Origin of the sequence: Propionivibrio dicarboxylicus (assembly GCF_900099695.1) — a bacterium.
GTDB lineage: Bacteria > Pseudomonadota > Gammaproteobacteria > Burkholderiales > Rhodocyclaceae > Propionivibrio > Propionivibrio dicarboxylicus.
The window spans coordinates 57,607-76,570 of the sequence record NZ_FNCY01000021.1 but is presented as its reverse complement, the minus strand read 5'-3'; the positions used below and the strand labels follow the sequence as shown (position 1 = coordinate 76,570).

Here is an 18,964-nt window from a genome sequence, read left to right as displayed (position 1 = left end):
CTCGTGGCGCTGAGCACGTCGCAGATCGAAGCGCTGACGACGGCACAGATCCGCAACGGACTGACGCTGGATCAGATCGCGTCGCTGACGACGGATCAGGTGGCGGCGCTGACGACGGCGCAGGTACAGAAAGGCTTGAACGTCGATCAAGTGGCGGCATTGACTGTGGATCAGGTTGCTGCCTTCGGGTCGAACCAGATCCAGGTGTTGACGACCACACAACTCGTTGCGATGACGACGGCACAGATCAGCGCCATTGAAACGCGCGATGTGGAAGCATTGAGTGCCAACCAGATTGCGGCGCTTACGATCGATCAAGTGCAGAACGGGCTGAATACCGGCCAGGTCGTCGCCTTGACGACCTCTCAGATCCAGGCGCTGACGACGGCCCAGGTCGTGGCGCTGAGTACCGATCAGGTTGCCGTCTTGGAGACTGCTGATGTCGCGGCACTGACGACAGGCCTGATCGCCGTACTGACGACCGACCAGATCCATGATGGCTTCACGAGTGCGCAGGTCGCCGCGATCACGAGCACGCAAGTGTGCGCGCTGAGTACTGAGCAGATTCAGGCCTTCGGCGATAACGCTTCGACTCTGACGACAGGCACGCCGATCATTCTCGACCTCAACGGTGATGGCGTCACGACGCTGAGCTATTCGGCCGGTACCGAGTTCGATCTTTGGGCCAGCGGGCAAACAGTGCAGACCGGCTGGGTGTCGGAGGGCGACGGGTTGTTGGTGCTCGATCGCAACCATGACGGCGTGATCAATGACGGTTCCGAGCTCTTCGGTAGTTCGACGGTGCTGGCTGACGGCCAGCGCGCGGCGGATGGCTATGTTGCGCTCAGCAGCATGGACACGAACGGCGATGGCGCGATTAGCGGTGCGGACCAAGGCTTTGCCGATCTCCAGGTCTGGATCGACGCCAATTCCGACGGCGTGACCGAGGTCGGTGAATTGCGCACCCTCGATTCGCTTGGTATCACCCGGCTGGATCTGGCGGCGACCGCGACGAACGATACGAACAATGGCAACCTGATCGGCTTGACGTCCAGTTATCAGACGAGCGACGGCGCCCTTCACCAAATGGCGGATGTCTGGTTTGTCGCCGAAGCGGATGCCACGACCGTTCCGTTGCAAACACAGGTGGGCGGGCTGGTTCAGGCGATGGCGACGTATGCATCTGGCGCAACGGAATCGTCTGGCACGACATTGTCTTCACCGATCGCTGCTCCAAGTACGGCGCTGTCGGGGATCGGTGTTCAGGTCAGCGCCGCCGCCGATGTCCTGAAGCAACTCGACGCCAATGGCCAGCCGTTGGCAGTACCGACGCAGCAAACGGCGGTGGCGTCGCTCGCTCCGGATCCGACGGCGACGCTGAACGCCGCCAGCTTGGCAATCGTTACGCCGGGAAGCAAAACCTCCTGACGGACTTTTGTAGGGTAGCGGGGAAACGCCGCATCACGGGCCAGTAATGAACGGGGATGTTCCGCCTGCATGGCAGCGGCGTATGATCTTTGGCTGAGCCGCCCGTTTGTGGCGCTACCCGTGCCAAGGAGTTTGCCAATGAAGTGGACGACATCCGTTGCGTGCCTTCTGCTGGGGGTTGGTGTTTCCATCGTTTCGCAGGCAGATCAGGCGCGTCCTCCTCAGGACTACGTCATGGCGGTGGCCGGCGGCAAGTATGCGCTGGTGATGTTAGCCGAGAGAAGTCCGGGGTTGCTCGATCCGGGTTCTCCTGACGACGTTGGCATCGTCGAGAAAAAAAGCGAGATACGGGCGCGTTATCCGCAATCGGGCTTGTACGCTGGCGACTCGAAAACTCCTCTGTGGACGTTTTCCTGGTATGCCTTTACGGTACATCCGTCATCCGATGGCGATCATCTGGTCAGGATGGGGCCTTGGGCGTCCTCGGTCGATCAGTTGGCGCTCGCTTTCTATTCCCGGGGGGAGTTGATCAAGGAGTATCGCATCCGTGATCTCGTCGTGGATGCGGACAAACTCAAGCGCACCGTCAGTCATTTTTTCTGGGTTGCCGAGCAAGGTCTGGATGACAGGCGGAAGCGCTTCCATGTGAAGACGACCGATGGCCAGGAATATACGTTTTCCATTCTGACCGGACTGCCGATCGACTGACCGCGGCGCTTGCGTGTCGGTGGCAGAATATACCGAAGTCAATTCGTCTAGATGGAATGACGAATTATTGGCTTCGGCGACGCGCGCGGGAGATCGGTGGTTCATACAATTTCACGGTGCATGAAAGAAACGGGCGATTTTTCCAGGAAGCCGCTATATTTATGGAAGTTGGATGAGGCGGTCAGCGCGGAGTATGTCGCCGCGTTTTGACGACGGCATGTCAATCCTGGTGGGGCCGATATCGTGTTAACGAAATTGCTCGATAAACTGTCGATCAAGGCACAGGTGACGCTGTTTGCTGTTGGCATCTTGGTGGTATGTATCTGGACGATGGCGTTTTATGTCGAAAGGATGCTGCATGAAGACATACAACGTCATTTGGGCGAGCAGCAACTCTCGACCGCGACGATGATGGCGCAAGTGATCGACGATGAATTGGTTTCTCGCGTCACGTCGATGGAGCGTTATGCCAGCGGAAGAATCGAGCCGTCCATGCTGGGATCTCCGGCGTCGCTGCAGCTCCGCTTGGAACAGAGTCCGGCGATTCTCAGTCTCTTCAATGGTGGTTTGTTCGTCGCCGATGTTCGCGGGCGCATGCTCGCATCGGTGCAGAAATCCCTTGGGCAACAAGGGCTTCGTGCCAATGAAACAGAAGCGGTTATGACGGCGATCTCGGAAGCCCGGCCGGTGATCGGAAGACCCTCCGTCGATGGCGAGACGTCGGCGCAGAGCCTGATGATCGCAATACCGCTTCGGGAGGCCTCAGGCAAGGTGCTTGGCGCGCTTGTCGGCGTTACGGATCTGGCAGCCACCAATTTTCTCGAGCGAACCGTACAGAGCGGCTATGGAAAGACCGGCGGTTATCTGCTCATCGATCCGGTGCAGAATCTGATTATCGCTGCCACTGACCGCAGTCGCGTGATGCAGCCGGCTCCGGCGCTCGGGCGCAATGCCATGCACGACAAATACTTGAGGGGTTATGAAGGCTTTGGCGTTGCCGAGAGTTCGCGCGGCGTTGTCGAGCTTTCGGCAGCCAAGGGCGTGCCAATGGCGGGTTGGTTTGCCGTGGCAACCTTGCCGGTGGAGGAAGCCTTTGCGCCAATCGAGGCGATGAAGCGCCGCTTGTTGGGTGGCGCGCTGCTTTTCAGTGTGTTGGCCGGCCCGCTGGCCGGATGGCTTTCGCGACGCTTGTTGCAACGATTGTTCGCGCCGATCATGACAGCCAGCCTCGCGGTTTCCGATCAGGTCGGCGGAGCCAGGCCGATTGCGCCGCTGCCGGTGACCCGCCGCGACGAGATCGGCGACTTGATCAGCAGCTTCAACCATCTGCTCGAAGTGCTCAATCGGCGCGAAGAAGCCTTGCAGGCGAGCGAGGCGGAGTTCCGGGAGCTATTCAATGACATCCCGGTGGGCTATCACGATCTCGACGCGGCGGGTCGTATCGTTCGCATCAATCGCACGGAGTTGAAGACGCTGGGATATGCCGAGGAGGAAATGCTGGGGCGTTACATCTGGGATTTCGTCGAGGGAAGCGGGGTCTCCCGTCAGGCGGTCAAGGAGAAGCTGGCAGAGATCCGTTCGGTCGAAAATACCTTCGAGCGGAATTTTCGTCGCAAGGACGGAACGACGATTCCAGCGATCATCCAGGACAAGTGCTGGCGCGACAAGGATGGCAAGGTCGTCGGCATGCGCTCGAGCATGATGTATATCGCCGAGCGCAAGAAGGCAGAGGCCGAGCTCGAATTGCATCGTCATCATCTCGAGGAACTGATCGCCTCTCGGACCGCCGAGCTGACGCTGGCCAAGGCCGAGGCCGTGGCGGCGAATGCCGCCAAGAGTACTTTTCTCGCCAATATGAGTCACGAAATCCGGACGCCGTTGAGCGGTATCATCGGCATGACTCACCTCCTGAAACAGAGCCGGGTGACGCAAGTCCAGGCGGAGCGTCTCGACAAGATCGATGCGGCGGCATCGCATTTGCTCCATGTCATCGACGATATTCTCGACCTGTCGAAGATCGAAGCGGGAAAACTGGTATTGGATGCCGGGCCGGTCGATATTCCGGCATTGTTGTCGACGGTGGTGTCGATCATGGATGTGCGTGCGCAAGCCAAGGGGCTCGTGCTCAAGGTTGAGGCAGCGTCGGAGTTCCCCCGCTTCGTGGGGGACGTGACCCGTTTGCGGCAGGCGCTGCTCAACTATGCCGGCAACGCGATCAAGTTCACCGCTGCGGGCAGCATCACCTTGCGCGCGTCGATTCTCGAGGAAACCGACGATGTGGCCGTGCTTCGGTTCGACGTTCAGGACACCGGAATCGGCATCGCGCCGGAGGCCATGTCGCGGCTGTTTACGCCTTTCGAACAGGCGGATGCGTCGACCTCGCGCCGATACGGAGGAACCGGCCTCGGGTTGACCATTACGCGGCGGATCGCGCGAATGATGGGGGGGGAAACGGGCGCCGAAAGCGCTCCCGGCGTCGGCAGCACTTTCTGGCTGACAGCCTGCCTGGTCAAAGACGTCAGCCCGCCGACGTCGGTGTCGGCGGATATGGAAAGTCTTGGCACGATCTTGCGTCAACGTTACCCGGGGCGTCGCGTCCTGGTGGTCGACGACGAACCGATGAATCTGGAGATCGCCTGTTGCATGATGGGCGACGTCGGCTTATGCGTCGAGACGGCCGCTGACGGAGATCAGGCGATCGGCATGGTCCGCAAGTCGCCGTATGCGCTCATCCTGATGGACATGCAGATGCCGCGCATGGACGGTCTTGAGGCGACCCGGCAAATCCGGGCGCTATCGGAACATGCGTCGACCCCGATCCTGGCGATGACAGCGAATGCCTTTGCCGAGGACAAAGTGCGATGCCTGGAGGCCGGGATGAACGATTTCATCGTCAAACCTTTCGGCCCGCAGATTCTGTTCTCGACGCTGGTCAAATGGCTGGAGCGTTGATTCCGTGGTGGATAGCCTTGCTCTTGGCGGCCGTATCGGCGCTACTGTGCACGCGCCAGGCGCGGCTGGCGGCGTTTCTCAAATTTCTCAGGTGTTTCTCACGGTTTCTCATGGCGCCGCCGTGCCCGGCCGCGGCGCCAAGGCCGCCGATCCTGCTGTGGCGCTTGCTGGGCCGGGAAAGCCGCCGGTCGGCGTCGCCCCCACGTGAGCCAGGCGCTTGGCATGCAATATGCTGAAAGCGTCGGGAACGGCGCATGCGACGGTGCTTTGGTCGCGGTCTTGCCGTGTGTCGCAATTTCTATCGTTGTCCTGTCACTGCCATTTCGAATGGGGATTCCATGAAAAAATTAATCAATGCGCCCGAGAACGTCGTTCAGGAAATGCTGGCCGGAATGGTCATGGCCCATCCCGAGTACGTTCGCAAGCTGGAGGGCTACCAATGTCTCGTTAACGCGCAGGCGCCGGTTGCTGGCAAGGTCGGTCTGGTGTCGGGCGGCGGCAGCGGGCACGAGCCTGCCCATGCCGGTTTCATCGGTCGGGGCATGCTGGATGCCGCGTGCGTCGGCAACGTCTTTTCGTCGCCGACCCCGGACCACTTTCTCGAGGCGGCCAAGGCGGTCGATAGCGGCGCCGGTGTCCTGATGGTGATCAAGAATTATTCGGGCGACCTGATGAATTCGCAGATGGCCGAGGAAATGGCCGAATTCGAAGGCGTCAAAGTGACCCGCGTCATCGTCGATGATGACGTTGCCGTGAAGAACAGTACCTATACGACCGGGCGCCGTGGCATTGCCGGCACCGTGTTCGTGCACAAGATCGCCGGCGCCAAGGCCGCGCAGGGCGCTTCGCTCGATGAGGTCAAGGCGGTGGCGGAAAAGACCGTCGCCAACGTGCGTTCGATGGGGATGGCGCTGTCACCGTGCATCGTGCCGATCGCCGGCAAGGCCAATTTTTCGCTGGCCGAGGACGAAATGGAAATCGGCATGGGGATCCACGGCGAGCCTGGCATCACGCGCAGCAAAATCGCGCCGGCCGACGAGATCGTCAGCGCGCTGATGGAGAAAATCCTTGATGACATTCCGTTCGTCGCTGGCGATGAGGTCGCCGTGATGGTCAACGGCTTGGGCGCGACGCCGCTGATGGAGTTGTATATCGTCAATCGCAAGGTCGCCGAAATTTGTGCCGCGCGGGGCATTTCTATCTATCGCACCTTCGTCGGCGAGTACATGACGGCACTGGAAATGGCCGGGGCGTCAATCAGCGTCCTGCGCCTCGATCCGGAGCTCAAGGCGCTGCTCGATGCGCCGGCCGATGCCATTGCCTTCAAGCAATGCTGAGCGGGTGAAAGGATCGCTATCATGGAGCAACTGACCAGCCAGGATTTTCAGTGTCTCATCGCCGGTTTTGCGGCAAACGTCATCGCCCGTCGCGACGAACTCAACGAACTCGACGGCAAGCTTGGCGACGCGGACTTCGGCACCAGTATTGCCGGCGGCTGCAACGCACTGCAGGCGCTGCTGCCGGAACTTGTCGGGCTGGCGCCCGGCATGGTGCTCGGCAAGAGCGGCATGACGCTCGTCAAGTCGATGGGCGGCGCGTCCGGGCCCTTGTTCGGGACGATTTTCATGCGTGCCGGCAAGGAACTCGGTAATCAGACCGAGGCCGGCGTCGCCGAGTTGGCGCGGATGTTCAACGCCAGTCTCGAGGGCGTCAAGACGCTCGGCAAGTCGGATGTCGGCGACAAGACGCTGATCGATGCGCTGGCGCCGGCGGCGCAGGCGCTGAGTGCGGCGGCGGCGCGCGGTGCGACCTTGGCTGAAGCGCTGGCGGACGCCTGTGCGGCGGCCGGGCAGGGGGTCGAGGCGACCAAGGCGATGATCGCCAACCGGGGGCGCGCGCATTATGTCGGCGAACGCGGAATTGGGCATCAGGATGCCGGCGCCACGGCGATCCATCTGCTCTTCAAGGTGTTTGCCGATTACGCAGCCTGAGCCAATGGCATTTTTCCGGGGCCCGGCATCGCATGACCGGGCCCTTTCCTTTGCGACCGGGTGGGAGCGTCGTCGTGCCTGCCTGCAGTCGTGCGTCATCGGCGTTTTCGCCGTATAGTGGCAGCCGTTTTTCCATTCTCGATCAGGGCAAGAATCCGATGGCCGGGCTGTTTGATATTCGTGATGCCGTTCAGCAGATCTCCGAGGCGATCGCCAGCGTGCTCGATATCGACGTCATTATCTCCGATGCCGATTATCAGCTCGTCGGCGACACCAAGAAGCACTACAAGCTTGAGGTCAAGGAGATCAAGGACGTCTATGTCATCGGCAATGTCATCAAGACCGGCGTCACCCAGGTGGTGCCTGGCAAGCTGGAAAGCGAACAGTGCGCGACCTGCTCGATCCAGGACAACTGCAACCTTGAGGCGATGCTGTGCGTACCGATCGAATATGAGGACAAGCGGCTCGGCGCGATCGGGCTGATCGCGATCACCGAGGCGTCGCGCGTGCGGCTGCTCGAGAACCAGAAAAACCTGATCGAATTTACCCGGCGCATGTCCGAGCTGATCGTCAGCAAGTTGCTCGAACAGGAAGCCAAGACGAAGCTGACGGTGGCGCGCAACCAGCTGGTTTCGATCATGGACTCGATCGATGAAGGCATCGTCGCCGCCGACGAGGACGGCCGCATCGTCTATGTCAATTCGGTACTCGAGGACGTGCTGCGGACGACGCGTGCCGAGTTGATCGATCGTCGCCTGACCGAGGTTTTTTCGGTGGCGTGCATCGGCGCATTGATCGACAAGGGCAGCGAGTTCAGCAACATCGAGCTGCGCATCGGCCGTCCTGGTTTCGAAGTGCACGCGCTGATTTCGGGGCGTCCGGTCGTGCTCGAAGACAAGAATGCTGGCTCGATCATCGTCCTCAAGAAGATGGAAGACGTCTATCGGGTCATCAATAACCTGACCAACACCGCGCTGTCGACGTCCTTCGAGCAGATCGTCGGCGAGAGCGCCAGCATGCTGCGCCTCAAGGATACAGCGCTACGCGTCGCCGGCGGCGATTCGAGCATTTTGATCACCGGCGAGAGCGGTACCGGCAAGGAACTGTTCGCACGCGCCATCCACCATGCCAGTCCACGCAGCAAACATCCGTTCATCGCCATCAATTGTGCGGCGATGCCCGAGTCGCTGATCGAAAGCGAACTGTTCGGCTACGAAGACGGCAGCTTTACCGGCGCTTCGCGCGGCGGGCGGCCGGGCAAATTCCAGTTGGCCAACGGCGGCACCATCTTCCTCGACGAGATCGGCGACATGCCGCTGCACCTGCAACCGAAGCTGTTGCGCGTGCTGCAGGAAAAGACCGTCGAGAAGCTCGGCGGTCACAAGAGCGTCGCCGTCGACGTGCGCCTGATCGCCGCGACCAACAAGGATCTCGAAGGCATGGTCGATCGCGGCGAATTCCGCGAGGATCTGTTCTACCGGATCAACGTCATCCCGCTGCATATCCCGCCGCTACGCAGCCGTCCTGGCGATGTCCGGCTGTTGATGGGCAACCTGCTACGCCAGTACAACGCCAAGCTCAACAAGAAGATCAAGGGGTTTACCGCCGATGCCGAAAGCGTATTGCTCGCCTACCGCTGGAAGGGCAATGTCCGCGAGCTTGCAAACGTCATCGAGTACGCGATCAACATGGAGCCGTCGGCCTATATCACCACCAACAGTCTGCCGTTCAAGATCCGCGAGCGCGAGGCCGTGCCGGCGCCGGTCCCGAGCGCGGCGCTGCACGTCGCCGAGAAGGAACTGATCCGCAATACGCTGGCCGAGTTTGGCATGACGGTCACCGGCAAGCGTCGCGCCGCCGAGGCGCTTGGCATCAGTCTGTCGACGCTGTACCGCAAGCTCAAGGAAATGTCACTCGATCGCGCCTGAGGCGTGGCAATGCCTTGGCGTGCCCCGCCCGTTGCCGCGCGTCCTTTTTTTTAATCAGCCCGTGTGGCCGCCCAGATAGGCAGCGCGTACGCGCGCGTCATCGGAAAGCTCAGTGCTGCTGCCCTCGATGACGATGCGTCCGCCATCCATCACATAGGCATAGTCGGCGACGCGCAATGCTGCCCGCGCGTTCTGCTCGACGAGCAGGACCGAATGGCCTTCTTCGCGAATCTGGGTGATCAGGTCGAAGATCTGACGGACGACTTTCGGCGCTAGACCGAGCGAGGGCTCGTCCATGAGCAGCAGCTTCGGCCGGCACATCAGCGCGCGGGCGATGCACAGCATCTGCTGTTCGCCGCCCGAAAGCGTGCCGGCCTTCTGGCGGTAGCGGCTGCGCAGGATGGCGAAGCGCTGGAGTTGTTTCTCTTCCTCTTCGGCAAGCGCTTGCGGCGACAGCCCGACGCCGCCAATGCGAAGATTCTCGGCGATCGTCATCGACGAAAAGATCTGCCGGCCTTCCGGCGCCTGGGCGAGTCCGGCAGCGACGATGCGGTGCGACGGCCAGTTGGTGATGTCGGTGCCGTCGAATTCGATGCTGCCCGAGGTGCTGTGATAGACGCCCGAGATCGCGCGCATCAGCGTCGTCTTGCCGACGCCGTTGCTGCCGAGCACGGTGACGATGCCGCCGGTCGGGACGTGCAGCGAGAGTCCGTTGAGAATACTCTGTTCGCCCATGCGCACATGCAGGGCCTTGATGTCCAGGAGGTTGGCGGTACTCATGCGGCTTCTTCCTCTTCGCTGCCCAGATAGGCTTCGAGAACCACGGGGTCGTTCGATATTTCCTGCGGCGTGCCGTCGGCGATCTTGCGTCCCGATGCCATCACCATGATGCGTTCGCACAGGGTCATGACGAAGTTCATGTCGTGCTCGACGAGCAGGATGCTGAGGCCTTCCTTCGAGAGTTTCATGACGAATTCGCCGAGCTGTGCGGTTTCGGTGTCGTTGAGGCCGGCCGCGGGTTCGTCGAGAATCAGCAAGCGCGGCGACAGCGCCAGCGCCCGCGCGATCTCCAGGTACTTGCGCTTGCCGTAGGAGAGGTTGGCCGCGACTTCCGAAGCCTGCCCCTGCAGGCCGGCCTGTTCGAGCGCGTCCCAGGTGCGCCGGCTGATGTCCTTTGCATAGTTGCGGTGGTGCAGCAGGGCCGAGAACGGCGAGTGGCCGAGGGCGCCGAGTGCGCCGATCGAGACGTTGTCGAAGACGCTCAGGTTCGGCATGACGCGCAGATTCTGGAACGTCCGGGCGATGCCAAGGCGAGCGACCTGGTAGGCCTTGAGCGAGGAGATGTCCTTGTCGTCGAAGAAGACCGATCCGGCCGAGAGCGGCGTGAAACAGGTGATCAGGTTGAACAGCGTCGTCTTGCCGGCGCCGTTCGGGCCGATCAGGCCGACGCGCTCGCCGCGCTGGACCTGGCCGGAAAAGTCCTCGACGGCGTGCAGGCCGCCGAAGTAGCGGCTGACGTTCTTGATTTCGAGCAGCGGAGTCATTGGCGCCATCCCAGATTCGATTTGGCATCCCAGGCCAGCCCGAACTGGCGGCGGACGACCGTCAGCACGGGCGTCTCGCCGAGCAGGCCGCGCGGCAGGAAGAGAATGGAGAAGAACATCACGGCTCCGACGACGATCATGCGATAGTCGCCGATCGGCCGGAGGAATTCGGGCAGGCCGAGCAGGATGACGGCGCCGAGGACTGCCCCCGGCAGGCTACCGAGTCCGCCGACGACCATCATGGCCAGGATCAGGATCGATTCGGAGAAGCGGAAATCGCCCGGCGAGATGTAGCCCGTCGTATGTGCCCACAAGCCGCCGGCGACGCCGGCAAAGAAGCAGGCGAAGGCGAAGGACTGGATCTTGAGTCCGACGACGTTGAGCCCCATCGAGGCGGCGCACTGGTCATCCTCGCGCACGGCACGCAGGGCGTTGCCATAGTACGAATGCGTGAGTCGGCCGAGCACAAAGGCGGCAATCAGCGCGGTGATTGCAACGGCATAGTAATGGGTGGTGTCGGACGCCGTGAAGACGCCGGGGAGGGTGACGCCGGGAATGGCCGAGATGCCCATCGGACCGCGCGTGAAATCGACCCAGTTGAGCAGCGTGACGTGGATGATCTCGCCGAGGCCGAGCGTGGCGACGGCAAAGTAAATGCCGATCAGTCGCATCGTCGGCAATGCCAGCAGGATGCCGAACGCGGCGGTGATGGCGCCGGAGACCGGCAGCGTCAGGTAGAAGGGCCAGCCGAACTTGGTCGACAGCAGCGCCGTCGCATAGGCGCCGATGCCGTAGAAGCCAGCGTGGCCGAGCGACATGAGGCCGGTGGTGCCGGTGATCAGGTTGGCGCTCATCGTCAGAATCGAGAAGACGCCGATCGTCGTCATGACGCGGAACCAGTAGCCGCCGCCGACCAGGGTCAGGATCCCGGGGACGACGATGAGTACTGCGGCGAGAAGAAGGGAAACCGAAATGATTCTGCGCATGATCAGACACGCTCCCTGCCGCCGCCGAACAGGCCGGTCGGGAAAAATATCAAGGTGATGACGAGGAAGAGATAGGCGACGAGATCGCCCCAGCCCTGAGCGAAGAAGCTGGTGGTGATGGCTTCGGCCATGCCGAGGATCAGTGCGCAGACGACGGCGCCGCCGATCGACGAGAGGCCGCCCATGACCATGGCGACGAAGGCCTTGACGCCGGGGACAAAGCCCATCGCCGGGAAGATCGCGCCCTGATAGAGACCGACGATGAGGCCGGCGATGGCGCCGAGCGTCGAGCCGATGACGAAGGTGGCGATGATCGTTCGCTCGGTATTGATGCCGACGTAGGCGGCGCCCATCGGGTTGTTGGCGACGGCGCGGATCGACAGGCCGATGCGGGTACGCTTGAGCAGCCACTGCAGGCCGCCGAGCATGACGATCGAGAGACCGAAGATGAGGAACTGGCCGTCGGCGAAACTCAGCGATCCGATCTGGATCGGCTTGAGCAGCAGGTAGTCCTGCGGGATCGACTGCATGTTCGAGCCGAAGATCTTCTCGGCGATTTCGCGCACGATGATCGACACCGCCAGCGAGGAGAGCAGCGTCGCTTCGCGGATCGCCTTCGACTTGAGCGAGGCCTCGTCGCGGAAGCGGCGGAAGGGACGGAACGCCAGGCGCTCAAGGCCGAAGCCGGCGAGCGCGCCGGCCGCCAGGGCGATCAGGATGACGACGAAGAGCGGCGGGGCGAAGGTCGTGATGGCCATCAGCCCGGCGAAGGAGCCGATCATGTAGATCTCGCCGTGGGCGAAGTTCACCACATTGAGGACGCCGAAGATCAGCGTGAAGCCGATCGCGACGAGCGCGTAGATCAACCCGATCGAGAGGCCATTGACGAGTTGCTGCACGAAAAAAATGTCAAACATGGATCACTCCTGGCTGGCCTTGCGGCCAGCCGGTTTTCTTGCGAACGAGGTGAGGGACTACTTGACCGAGACGAACTTGCCGTCCGTGACCTGAAGCTTGGTCAGCAGCTTGATCGGCTCGCGCGTTGCCTGGTCGAAGCTGGTGGTGCCGGTGACGCCCGGGAAGTTCTTGGTCGCGGCGAGGGCATCGCGCACCTTGGCACGCGTCGCGTTGGCGCCGCCGGCGGCGACGATGGCGTTCAGCATGATGTTGGTGGCATCGAACGCCTGGGCCGCGAACTGCTGCGGCTTGGCGCCATAGCGCGCCTCGTAGGCCTTGACGTAGGAAGCGATGTGCGGCTCGGTGCTTTCCACCAGGAAGGTCGAGGTCAGGTAGAGGCCGTTGGCGGCCGGGCCGGCGAGCTCGATCATCTTCTTCTCGTAGAGCGACGACGTGGCATACACATTCTGCTTCAGGCCCATCTGAAGCTTCTGCTGCAGGAAGGCTGAACCGTCTTCGTAGAAGGCGCCGAGGAAGATGGCTTCAGGCTGGCTGCGGCCGATCTTGGTGAGGATCGAGCGGAAGTCGCGTGTGCCGGGGTTGAAGTACTCGACGTCGGTGACCGTACCGCCGGCGGCCTTGAAGCCGTTGATGAAGTTATTGGCGGCCGACTGGCCCCAGTCGTTCTGGATGGCGACGACGGCGACCTTCTTGACGCCGTTGCCGTGCGCCCAGTTGGCGATCAGCGGGCCTTCGTAAGCCTGTGTGTTGATGTTGCGGAACTGGTATTCGCTGATCTTGACGAAGTCCGGATGCGAGGCGGTCTGCGAGAGTTGCGCCACTTTCGTTTGCGCATAGACCTGGCCGGCGGCCATCGACACGGTCGAGTTGAAATCGCCGATCACCGCCAGAATGCTGGAGTCATCGGAGAACTTGCGCGCGATGTTGACGCCTTCCTTGGCGTCGCTCTTGCTGTCTTCGAACTTGATCTGGACGGTGACGCCCGGGAGCTTGCCCGACTTGTTGAAGTCGTCGAGCGCCAGTGTCGCCGAGTTGCGGAACAGCATGCCGTATTGGGCATTCTCGCCGCTGAGCGGTAACTGGTAGCCGATGGCGATCGTCTTGTTCTGAGCGCTGGCGCCCGCCGTGAGCAAGGTCAGGCAGACCGAGGCAAGCAGCGTTTTGCAATGCTTGAGTTTTATCATGATCAAGTTCTCCAGATGAAAGATCGGTGACAACAGGTTGCGGATGACTCACTTCGGGCGAGAAGATCCAACTCGAAGCGCCGGGAGAGTATCCCTTCGGGGAGGCTTTCGTCCGGCGACCTGCCGGCCGGCAACCAGGCATGCACCGCGGTTTTTCGGCGTATGCACCAACTGCGTACGCTTCACAGGTCCTTCGCATCGGGCCTGCTTGGCGCTGGCTGACAGACAGACACCGTGGATTGAGCAAGTTCCGGGCCAATCTTCCTTCCCGGATTGTCGGCGTGGCTGACGCGACCGATTTCATACTCATCCGTCTTGGTGACGATTCTACCGGTGATCGGCTGTCATAGGGGGCGTCCGATCATGCTGTTGCAATGCGATCCGGAAAATACGTCGATATCCTCGTCGCTTGGGCGCGGAAGACAGTCGCGGGTTATTGGCTGCCGCAGCAGGCGACATCGAAGAATCGATGTCGACCGTTTCTCAGCTTTTTCGGAAATATTCTCAATTCGGGAAATATCATCGTGCGAAATGGTCGTCGGCACTTGCGTTGCGACACCGGTGGCATGCCCCATTCGGGTGCGCAGTTGTCATGCGCGGCGAGTCGTCAAAAGGGGGCGTCCGGCGCCGGTGCAGGCCGGGCGCCCGACGCGCGCATTTGGCGCTCGTTGGGCGTTGTCGCCGCCGCCCCCGGCGAGCGCTTCTTTCCGGTTCGTGGCACACTATGTGCTAATGCCGCTACGTCATTCCGGCGTGGCTTGTCGTCGGAAAGGCGGACGCGTTGCGGCGTCCGGCCCGTTGCGCGGCCTCTGGCATCCAACCCAATCCGCAACCTTTACGAATGAGCGAGCAAGGAGATTTACATGTGTATTTGCCATAACAACCAGCCGAAGAATACCGACGATCCGGTCACCAACAAACTGAGAAAGGCGTTCACGCACCGCGCGCTCTGGATGGGGCTGATTCTCAAGGAGGTCAAGGACCGCGGCATGGACTGGGAAGAAATCGGCCACGCCGCCATTTTCAAGACTGGCTGCATGCATGGCGACGGCATCAAGGAAGTGCTGGCGTCCGTCGATAGCATGGTCGAATTCGGCAAGACCTTCCTCAATGAAGACGTCATCAAGATTTTCGAGATGGACATCAAAAAACTCGACGAGAACGAACTCACGGTCGAATTCGGTTACTGCCCGCTGGTTACGGCGTGGACGCAGGCCGGCATCGAGGGCGAAATGCTGAGCAAGCTCTGCGACATCGCCATGTCGGGCGACCGCGGTATCGGCAGCCGTTTCGAGAACTTCGAATTCCATCTGGGCAAGACGATTGCCCAGGGCAACAAGGTTTGCGAAGTCGCCTTCACCCGCAAGAAGGCCTGAGCCTGGCAAGTCCGCCGGGTCTCCGTTTTCGGGCGGAGACCGGCGCTTCAGTCGACGCGCGGCATGTCCTTGGCGATGACGAGGCGGGTCTGCGTTTCGGCCAGAACGGCCTGGATGTCCGCCGGTGGCGGCGCGTCGGTGAATAGCACATCGACATCGGCCAGCGTACCCAGCTTGACCATTGGCGTGATGCTGAACTTGGTACGGTCGGTAACCAGGAATATCTGACGGGAGTTTTCGATGATCGCCTGCGCGACGCGGACTTCCCGGTAGTCGAAATCGAGCAGCGTGCCGTCGGCATCAATGCCGGAAATGCCGATGATGCCGAAATCGACCTTGAACTGGCGGATGAAATCGATCGTCGATTCGCCGATGACGCCGCGGTCGTTACGGACGACGCCGCCGGCGACGATCACCTCGAAATTCTCGTTGCTGCAGAGTTGGCTGGCGACATTAAGATTGTTGGTGATGATGCGCAGGTTGCGGTGACCGGCGAGCGCCTTGGCGACTTCCTCGGTGGTCGTGCCGATGTTGATGAAGAGCGAGGCATTGTCGGGAATCTCCTCGACGACGGCGCGTGCGATCCGGATCTTGGCCTCGTGATTGAGAATCTGCCGCGCCGAATAGTCGACGTTTTCGACGCTCGATACCGGTCCGGCGCCACCATGGAAGCGGCGCAGCAGGCCTTCGTCGCAGAGGTAGTTGATGTCGCGCCGGATCGTCTGGGTGGTGACGTCGAAATGACGGGCCAGCGCTTCGGTAGACAGGAAGCCTTGCTGTTTGGCGAGATCGAGAATCTGCCGGTGGCGTGTGCCCAGTTTCGATTCGGTACTCTGTCGCGTCATGATTTTGTCCTGGGGTGGGTGGGCCGCGAAAGGGATTGCTTTGTCATCTCATTCTACTGGCTTGTGGCAATTGTGAAAGGATTCAGTCGGTCGCCCATGCGCGGGCGCGCTCGACGGCGCGACGCCAGCCGGCGTAATGCCGTTCGGATTGCTCCGCCGCCAGTGTCGGCGTGAAGCGGCGAACCGTCTGGCTGCGTCCGGCAATGTCCTCGCGATTTTTCCAGAAGCCGACAGCCAGGCCGGCGAGCGTGGCCGCCCCCAATGCCGTACTTTCGGTTTGCGCCGGGCGCAGGACCGGGACGCCGAGAATATCGGCCTGGAATTGCATGAGGAAATTGTTGGCGGCGGCACCGCCATCGACGCGGAGTTCGCACAGGGCGATGCCGGCATCGGCCTGCATCGACTGCAGGACGTCGCGGGTCTGGAAGGCGATGGCTTCGAGCGTGGCGCGGACGATGTGGTTTCTCCCGCTCCCGCGCGTCAGGCCGACGATCGTGCCGCGGGCGTTCATGTCCCAGTAAGGCGCGCCGAGACCGACGAAGGCGGGCACGACATAGACGCCCTGCGTGTCGCTGACGGCATTTGCCAGGGTTTCGCTCTCGGCGGCGCTGCCGATCAGGCCGAGTTCATCGCGCAGCCACTGGATGGCCGCGCCGGCGATGAAGACGCTGCCTTCGAGCGCGTAGTCCACTGTGCCGTCGATGCCCCAGGCGACCGTTGTCAGCAGCCCGTGCCTTGAGCGGATCGGCGTTTTCCCGGTGTTCATCAGCATGAAGGCGCCTGTGCCGTAGGTGTTCTTGGCCGAGCCGGCGGTGAAACACCCTTGTCCGAACAGCGCCGCCTGCTGGTCGCCGGCATCGCCGGCAATTGGAATGGCGACGCCGTCGAAGAGCGCGGCGAGGCTGTGTCCGTAGCAATGGCTCGATGGCTTTACCTCGGGCAGCAAGGCGCGCGGGATGTCGAATTCGGCGAGGATGCGCTCGTCCCAGTCGAGCGTGTGGATATTGAAGAGCAGGGTGCGGGATGCATTGGAGACGTCGGTGACATGGACACGACCGCCGCTCAGCTTCCAGATCAGCCAGCTGTCGATGGTGCCGAAGGCCAGTTCGCCGCGTTCGGCACGGGCACGCGCCTGCGGAACGTGGTCGAGAATCCAGGCGAGCTTGGTGCCGGAAAAATAGGCGTCGAGCAACAGACCGGTCCGTTCGCGGATCAGTGCGTCGAGCCCGCGGGTTTTGAGCGCCTCGCAGTCGGCGGCAGTGCGGCGGCATTGCCAGACGATGGCCCTGCAGATCGGTTCGCCGGTTTCGCGATCCCAAACAACCGTCGTTTCGCGTTGATTGGCGATACCGATGGCGGCGATGCTGCGGACATCGATCCCGGCGTTGGCGATTGCCGCGCGTGCGACGTCGTACTGGCTCGTCCAGATGTCGTTGGCGTCGTGTTCGACCCAGCCGGGCAGGGGATAATGCTGGGCGAATTCGCGCTGGGCGCTTGCGACCGCCCGGCCGTCGCGGTCGAAAAGGATGGCGCGCGAACTCGTGGTGCCCTGGTCGAGCGCCAGGATGAATTCCTTTGTCATGGCAGGTGCCCTCCGTGCCTTGGCGGCGGTGTCGTTCTTTCGGCGTGTAGTGTAGCAGCGGCGTATGATCACGGCTGGCTTCAATATTCCGGTGCGGCAATCATGGTTTGTGTTCTTCGTTGGCTGAGTGGCTGGTCTTTGTTCGGGCGAGCGGTTTGTTTTGGCGCGTTCCTGCTTTTCAGTAGCATGGCCTCGGCGCTTGAGTTGCCGCCGGAGGTGCTGGCGGCGCTCAAGGACGCTGGCATTGCGACGCGCAACGTCAGCGTTCTCGTTCAGGGCGTCGACAGCCCGCAGCCGCTGATTCGTCATAACGCGCGCCAGGCGATGAATCCAGCCTCGGTGATGAAATTGGTGACGACTTACACGGCGCTCGAACTGCTCGGTCCGGCGTACACCTGGAAGACCGAGGCTTTCGTCGACGCGGCTGGCAATCTGTATCTGCGCGGTAGCGGCGATCCGCGTCTCGGGCTCGAGCAATTCTGGTTGCTCCTGCGCCAGTTGCGCCTGCGCGGGGTCGGCGACATCGCCGGCGATCTGGTGCTCGACCGCAGCGCCTTCAACGTGCCGCCGCACGATCCGGCCGAATTCGATCACGAACCGCTGCGGCCCTATAACGCCGGGCCCGACGCGCTGCTCGTCAATCTCAAGAGCATCCGCCTGAGTCTGGTGCCCGAGACAGGGCGCAAGGCGGTGACGGTGATCACCGATACGCCGGGCGATGATGTTCGCATCAACAACCGCCTGCAGGCTGCCGACGAGGCGTGCGGCGACTGGCGCGAGAAACTCAAGGTCGCGGTCGTCGATGGGGCGATTGATCTCTCCGGCATCTTCCCGCTCGCCTGCGGCGAGAAGGCGCTGCATCTGTCACCGTGGGCGGCCGACGAACAGGTCGAACGGCTTTTCCGGACTTTGTGGCGCGAACTCGGCGGGCATTTTTCCGGGCGCGTGCGTGTCGGTGTCGTGCCGCCGAACGCCCGGCCGGTGGTCGCTCAGGAGTCGCCGACGCTGGCCGAGATCGTGCGCGAGGTCAATAAATACAGCAACAACGTCATGGCGCGGCAGATCTTTCTCAGCCTCGATGCCGAGCGACCGGCGACGCCGGATGGCGCGCGTCGCCGAGTCCGTGCATGGTTGTCGGGCAAGGGGCTGACGCTGCCCGAACTGGTGCTCGACAACGGTTCGGGTCTGTCGCGCAGCGAGCGGATTTCCGCTGACGGCCTCGGCCAGTTGTTGCGAGCGGCCTGGGAAAGTCCGGTAATGGCCGAACTCGTGTCCTCGCTGCCGGTGGCTGGCGTCGACGGCACGCTGAAAAAGCGCCTGAACGGCAGCACGGCGACGGGACGGGCGCATTTGAAGACCGGCTATCTCGAAGGCGTGCGCGCGATTGCCGGCTATGTACTCGACAACAGCAACCGACGCTGGGTCGTGGTGTTCCTGATTAACGATCCGCGCTCGCGTTTGGGCAAACCGGCGATGGATGCCTTGCTGCGCTGGGTGGCGGAGCGCCGCTAACGTCGCCTTT

The 18,964-nt window shown here is 62.0% G+C and carries 14 protein-coding genes and 1 pseudogene; 8 read left to right on the top strand and 7 right to left on the bottom strand.

Annotated elements, in window-relative coordinates:
* From BLR25_RS21430 to BLR25_RS18350, 6 genes and pseudogenes are all read left to right on the top strand, one after another.
* Positions 1-1,428, top strand: a pseudogene (locus BLR25_RS21430) (heme utilization protein); the annotation flags it as partial.
* A gap of 138 nt (positions 1,429-1,566) precedes the next feature.
* Positions 1,567-2,136, top strand: coding sequence for a hypothetical protein (locus BLR25_RS18370; protein WP_143009925.1), 570 nt, complete (start codon positions 1,567-1,569; stop codon positions 2,134-2,136).
* Between the two features lie 243 nt (positions 2,137-2,379).
* Positions 2,380-5,088, top strand: a complete 2,709-nt coding sequence (locus BLR25_RS18365) for a response regulator (protein ID WP_143009924.1) — start codon at positions 2,380-2,382, stop codon at positions 5,086-5,088.
* A gap of 338 nt (positions 5,089-5,426) precedes the next feature.
* Positions 5,427-6,425 carry a dihydroxyacetone kinase subunit DhaK gene (gene dhaK, locus BLR25_RS18360; protein ID WP_091939818.1) on the top strand — a complete coding sequence of 333 codons (999 nt, stop codon included), beginning with the start codon at positions 5,427-5,429 and terminating at the stop codon, positions 6,423-6,425.
* A gap of 21 nt (positions 6,426-6,446) precedes the next feature.
* Positions 6,447-7,079 carry a dihydroxyacetone kinase subunit DhaL gene (dhaL, locus tag BLR25_RS18355; RefSeq protein WP_091939816.1) on the top strand — a complete coding sequence of 211 codons (633 nt, stop codon included), beginning with the start codon at positions 6,447-6,449 and terminating at the stop codon, positions 7,077-7,079.
* A 74-nt stretch (positions 7,080-7,153) separates the two neighbouring features.
* Positions 7,154-9,007, top strand: coding sequence for a sigma 54-interacting transcriptional regulator (locus tag BLR25_RS18350; RefSeq protein WP_176785976.1), 1,854 nt, complete (start codon positions 7,154-7,156; stop codon positions 9,005-9,007).
* 54 nt (positions 9,008-9,061) lie between these two features.
* Here BLR25_RS18350 and BLR25_RS18345 read toward each other — a convergent pair whose 3' ends face one another.
* From BLR25_RS18345 to BLR25_RS18325, 5 genes are read right to left on the bottom strand one after another with little or no spacing between them, the layout of a single operon-like run.
* Complete coding sequence (locus tag BLR25_RS18345) at positions 9,062-9,787, bottom strand: ABC transporter ATP-binding protein (protein ID WP_091939812.1); 726 nt, start codon at positions 9,785-9,787, stop codon at positions 9,062-9,064.
* Positions 9,784-10,551, bottom strand: coding sequence for an ABC transporter ATP-binding protein (locus BLR25_RS18340; protein ID WP_091939810.1), 768 nt, complete (start codon positions 10,549-10,551; stop codon positions 9,784-9,786). Before BLR25_RS18340 ends, BLR25_RS18345 begins: the two co-directional genes overlap by 4 nt.
* Positions 10,548-11,537: a branched-chain amino acid ABC transporter permease gene (locus BLR25_RS18335; RefSeq protein WP_091939808.1), complete on the bottom strand. Its 990-nt coding sequence runs from the start codon at positions 11,535-11,537 to the stop codon at positions 10,548-10,550. The genes BLR25_RS18340 and BLR25_RS18335 overlap by 4 nt, the downstream gene beginning before the upstream one ends.
* 2 nt (positions 11,538-11,539) lie before the next feature.
* Complete coding sequence (locus tag BLR25_RS18330; protein WP_091939806.1) at positions 11,540-12,454, bottom strand: branched-chain amino acid ABC transporter permease; 915 nt, start codon at positions 12,452-12,454, stop codon at positions 11,540-11,542.
* Between the two features lie 57 nt (positions 12,455-12,511).
* Positions 12,512-13,639, bottom strand: a complete 1,128-nt coding sequence (locus BLR25_RS18325; RefSeq protein WP_091939838.1) for an ABC transporter substrate-binding protein — start codon at positions 13,637-13,639, stop codon at positions 12,512-12,514.
* A gap of 863 nt (positions 13,640-14,502) precedes the next feature.
* Here BLR25_RS18325 and BLR25_RS18320 point away from each other — a divergent pair.
* A complete protein-coding gene (locus BLR25_RS18320; protein WP_091939805.1) occupies positions 14,503-15,015 on the top strand; it encodes an L-2-amino-thiazoline-4-carboxylic acid hydrolase in 513 nt (170 codons plus the stop codon).
* Positions 15,016-15,062: 47 nt separating this feature from the next.
* On the opposite strand, the gene BLR25_RS18315 is transcribed toward BLR25_RS18320, so the two are convergent.
* Both BLR25_RS18315 and glpK read right to left on the bottom strand, forming a co-directional pair.
* Positions 15,063-15,860 carry a DeoR/GlpR family DNA-binding transcription regulator gene (locus BLR25_RS18315; RefSeq protein WP_091939803.1) on the bottom strand — a complete coding sequence of 266 codons (798 nt, stop codon included), beginning with the start codon at positions 15,858-15,860 and terminating at the stop codon, positions 15,063-15,065.
* Positions 15,861-15,942: 82 nt separating this feature from the next.
* Complete coding sequence (gene glpK, locus BLR25_RS18310) at positions 15,943-17,442, bottom strand: glycerol kinase GlpK (RefSeq protein ID WP_091939801.1); 1,500 nt, start codon at positions 17,440-17,442, stop codon at positions 15,943-15,945.
* A 186-nt stretch (positions 17,443-17,628) separates the two neighbouring features.
* Here glpK and dacB point away from each other — a divergent pair, with 186 nt between their 5' ends.
* Positions 17,629-18,954, top strand: a complete 1,326-nt coding sequence (gene dacB, locus BLR25_RS18305) for a D-alanyl-D-alanine carboxypeptidase/D-alanyl-D-alanine endopeptidase (protein WP_091939799.1) — start codon at positions 17,629-17,631, stop codon at positions 18,952-18,954.
* The last annotated feature ends 10 nt before the right edge of the window (positions 18,955-18,964 follow it).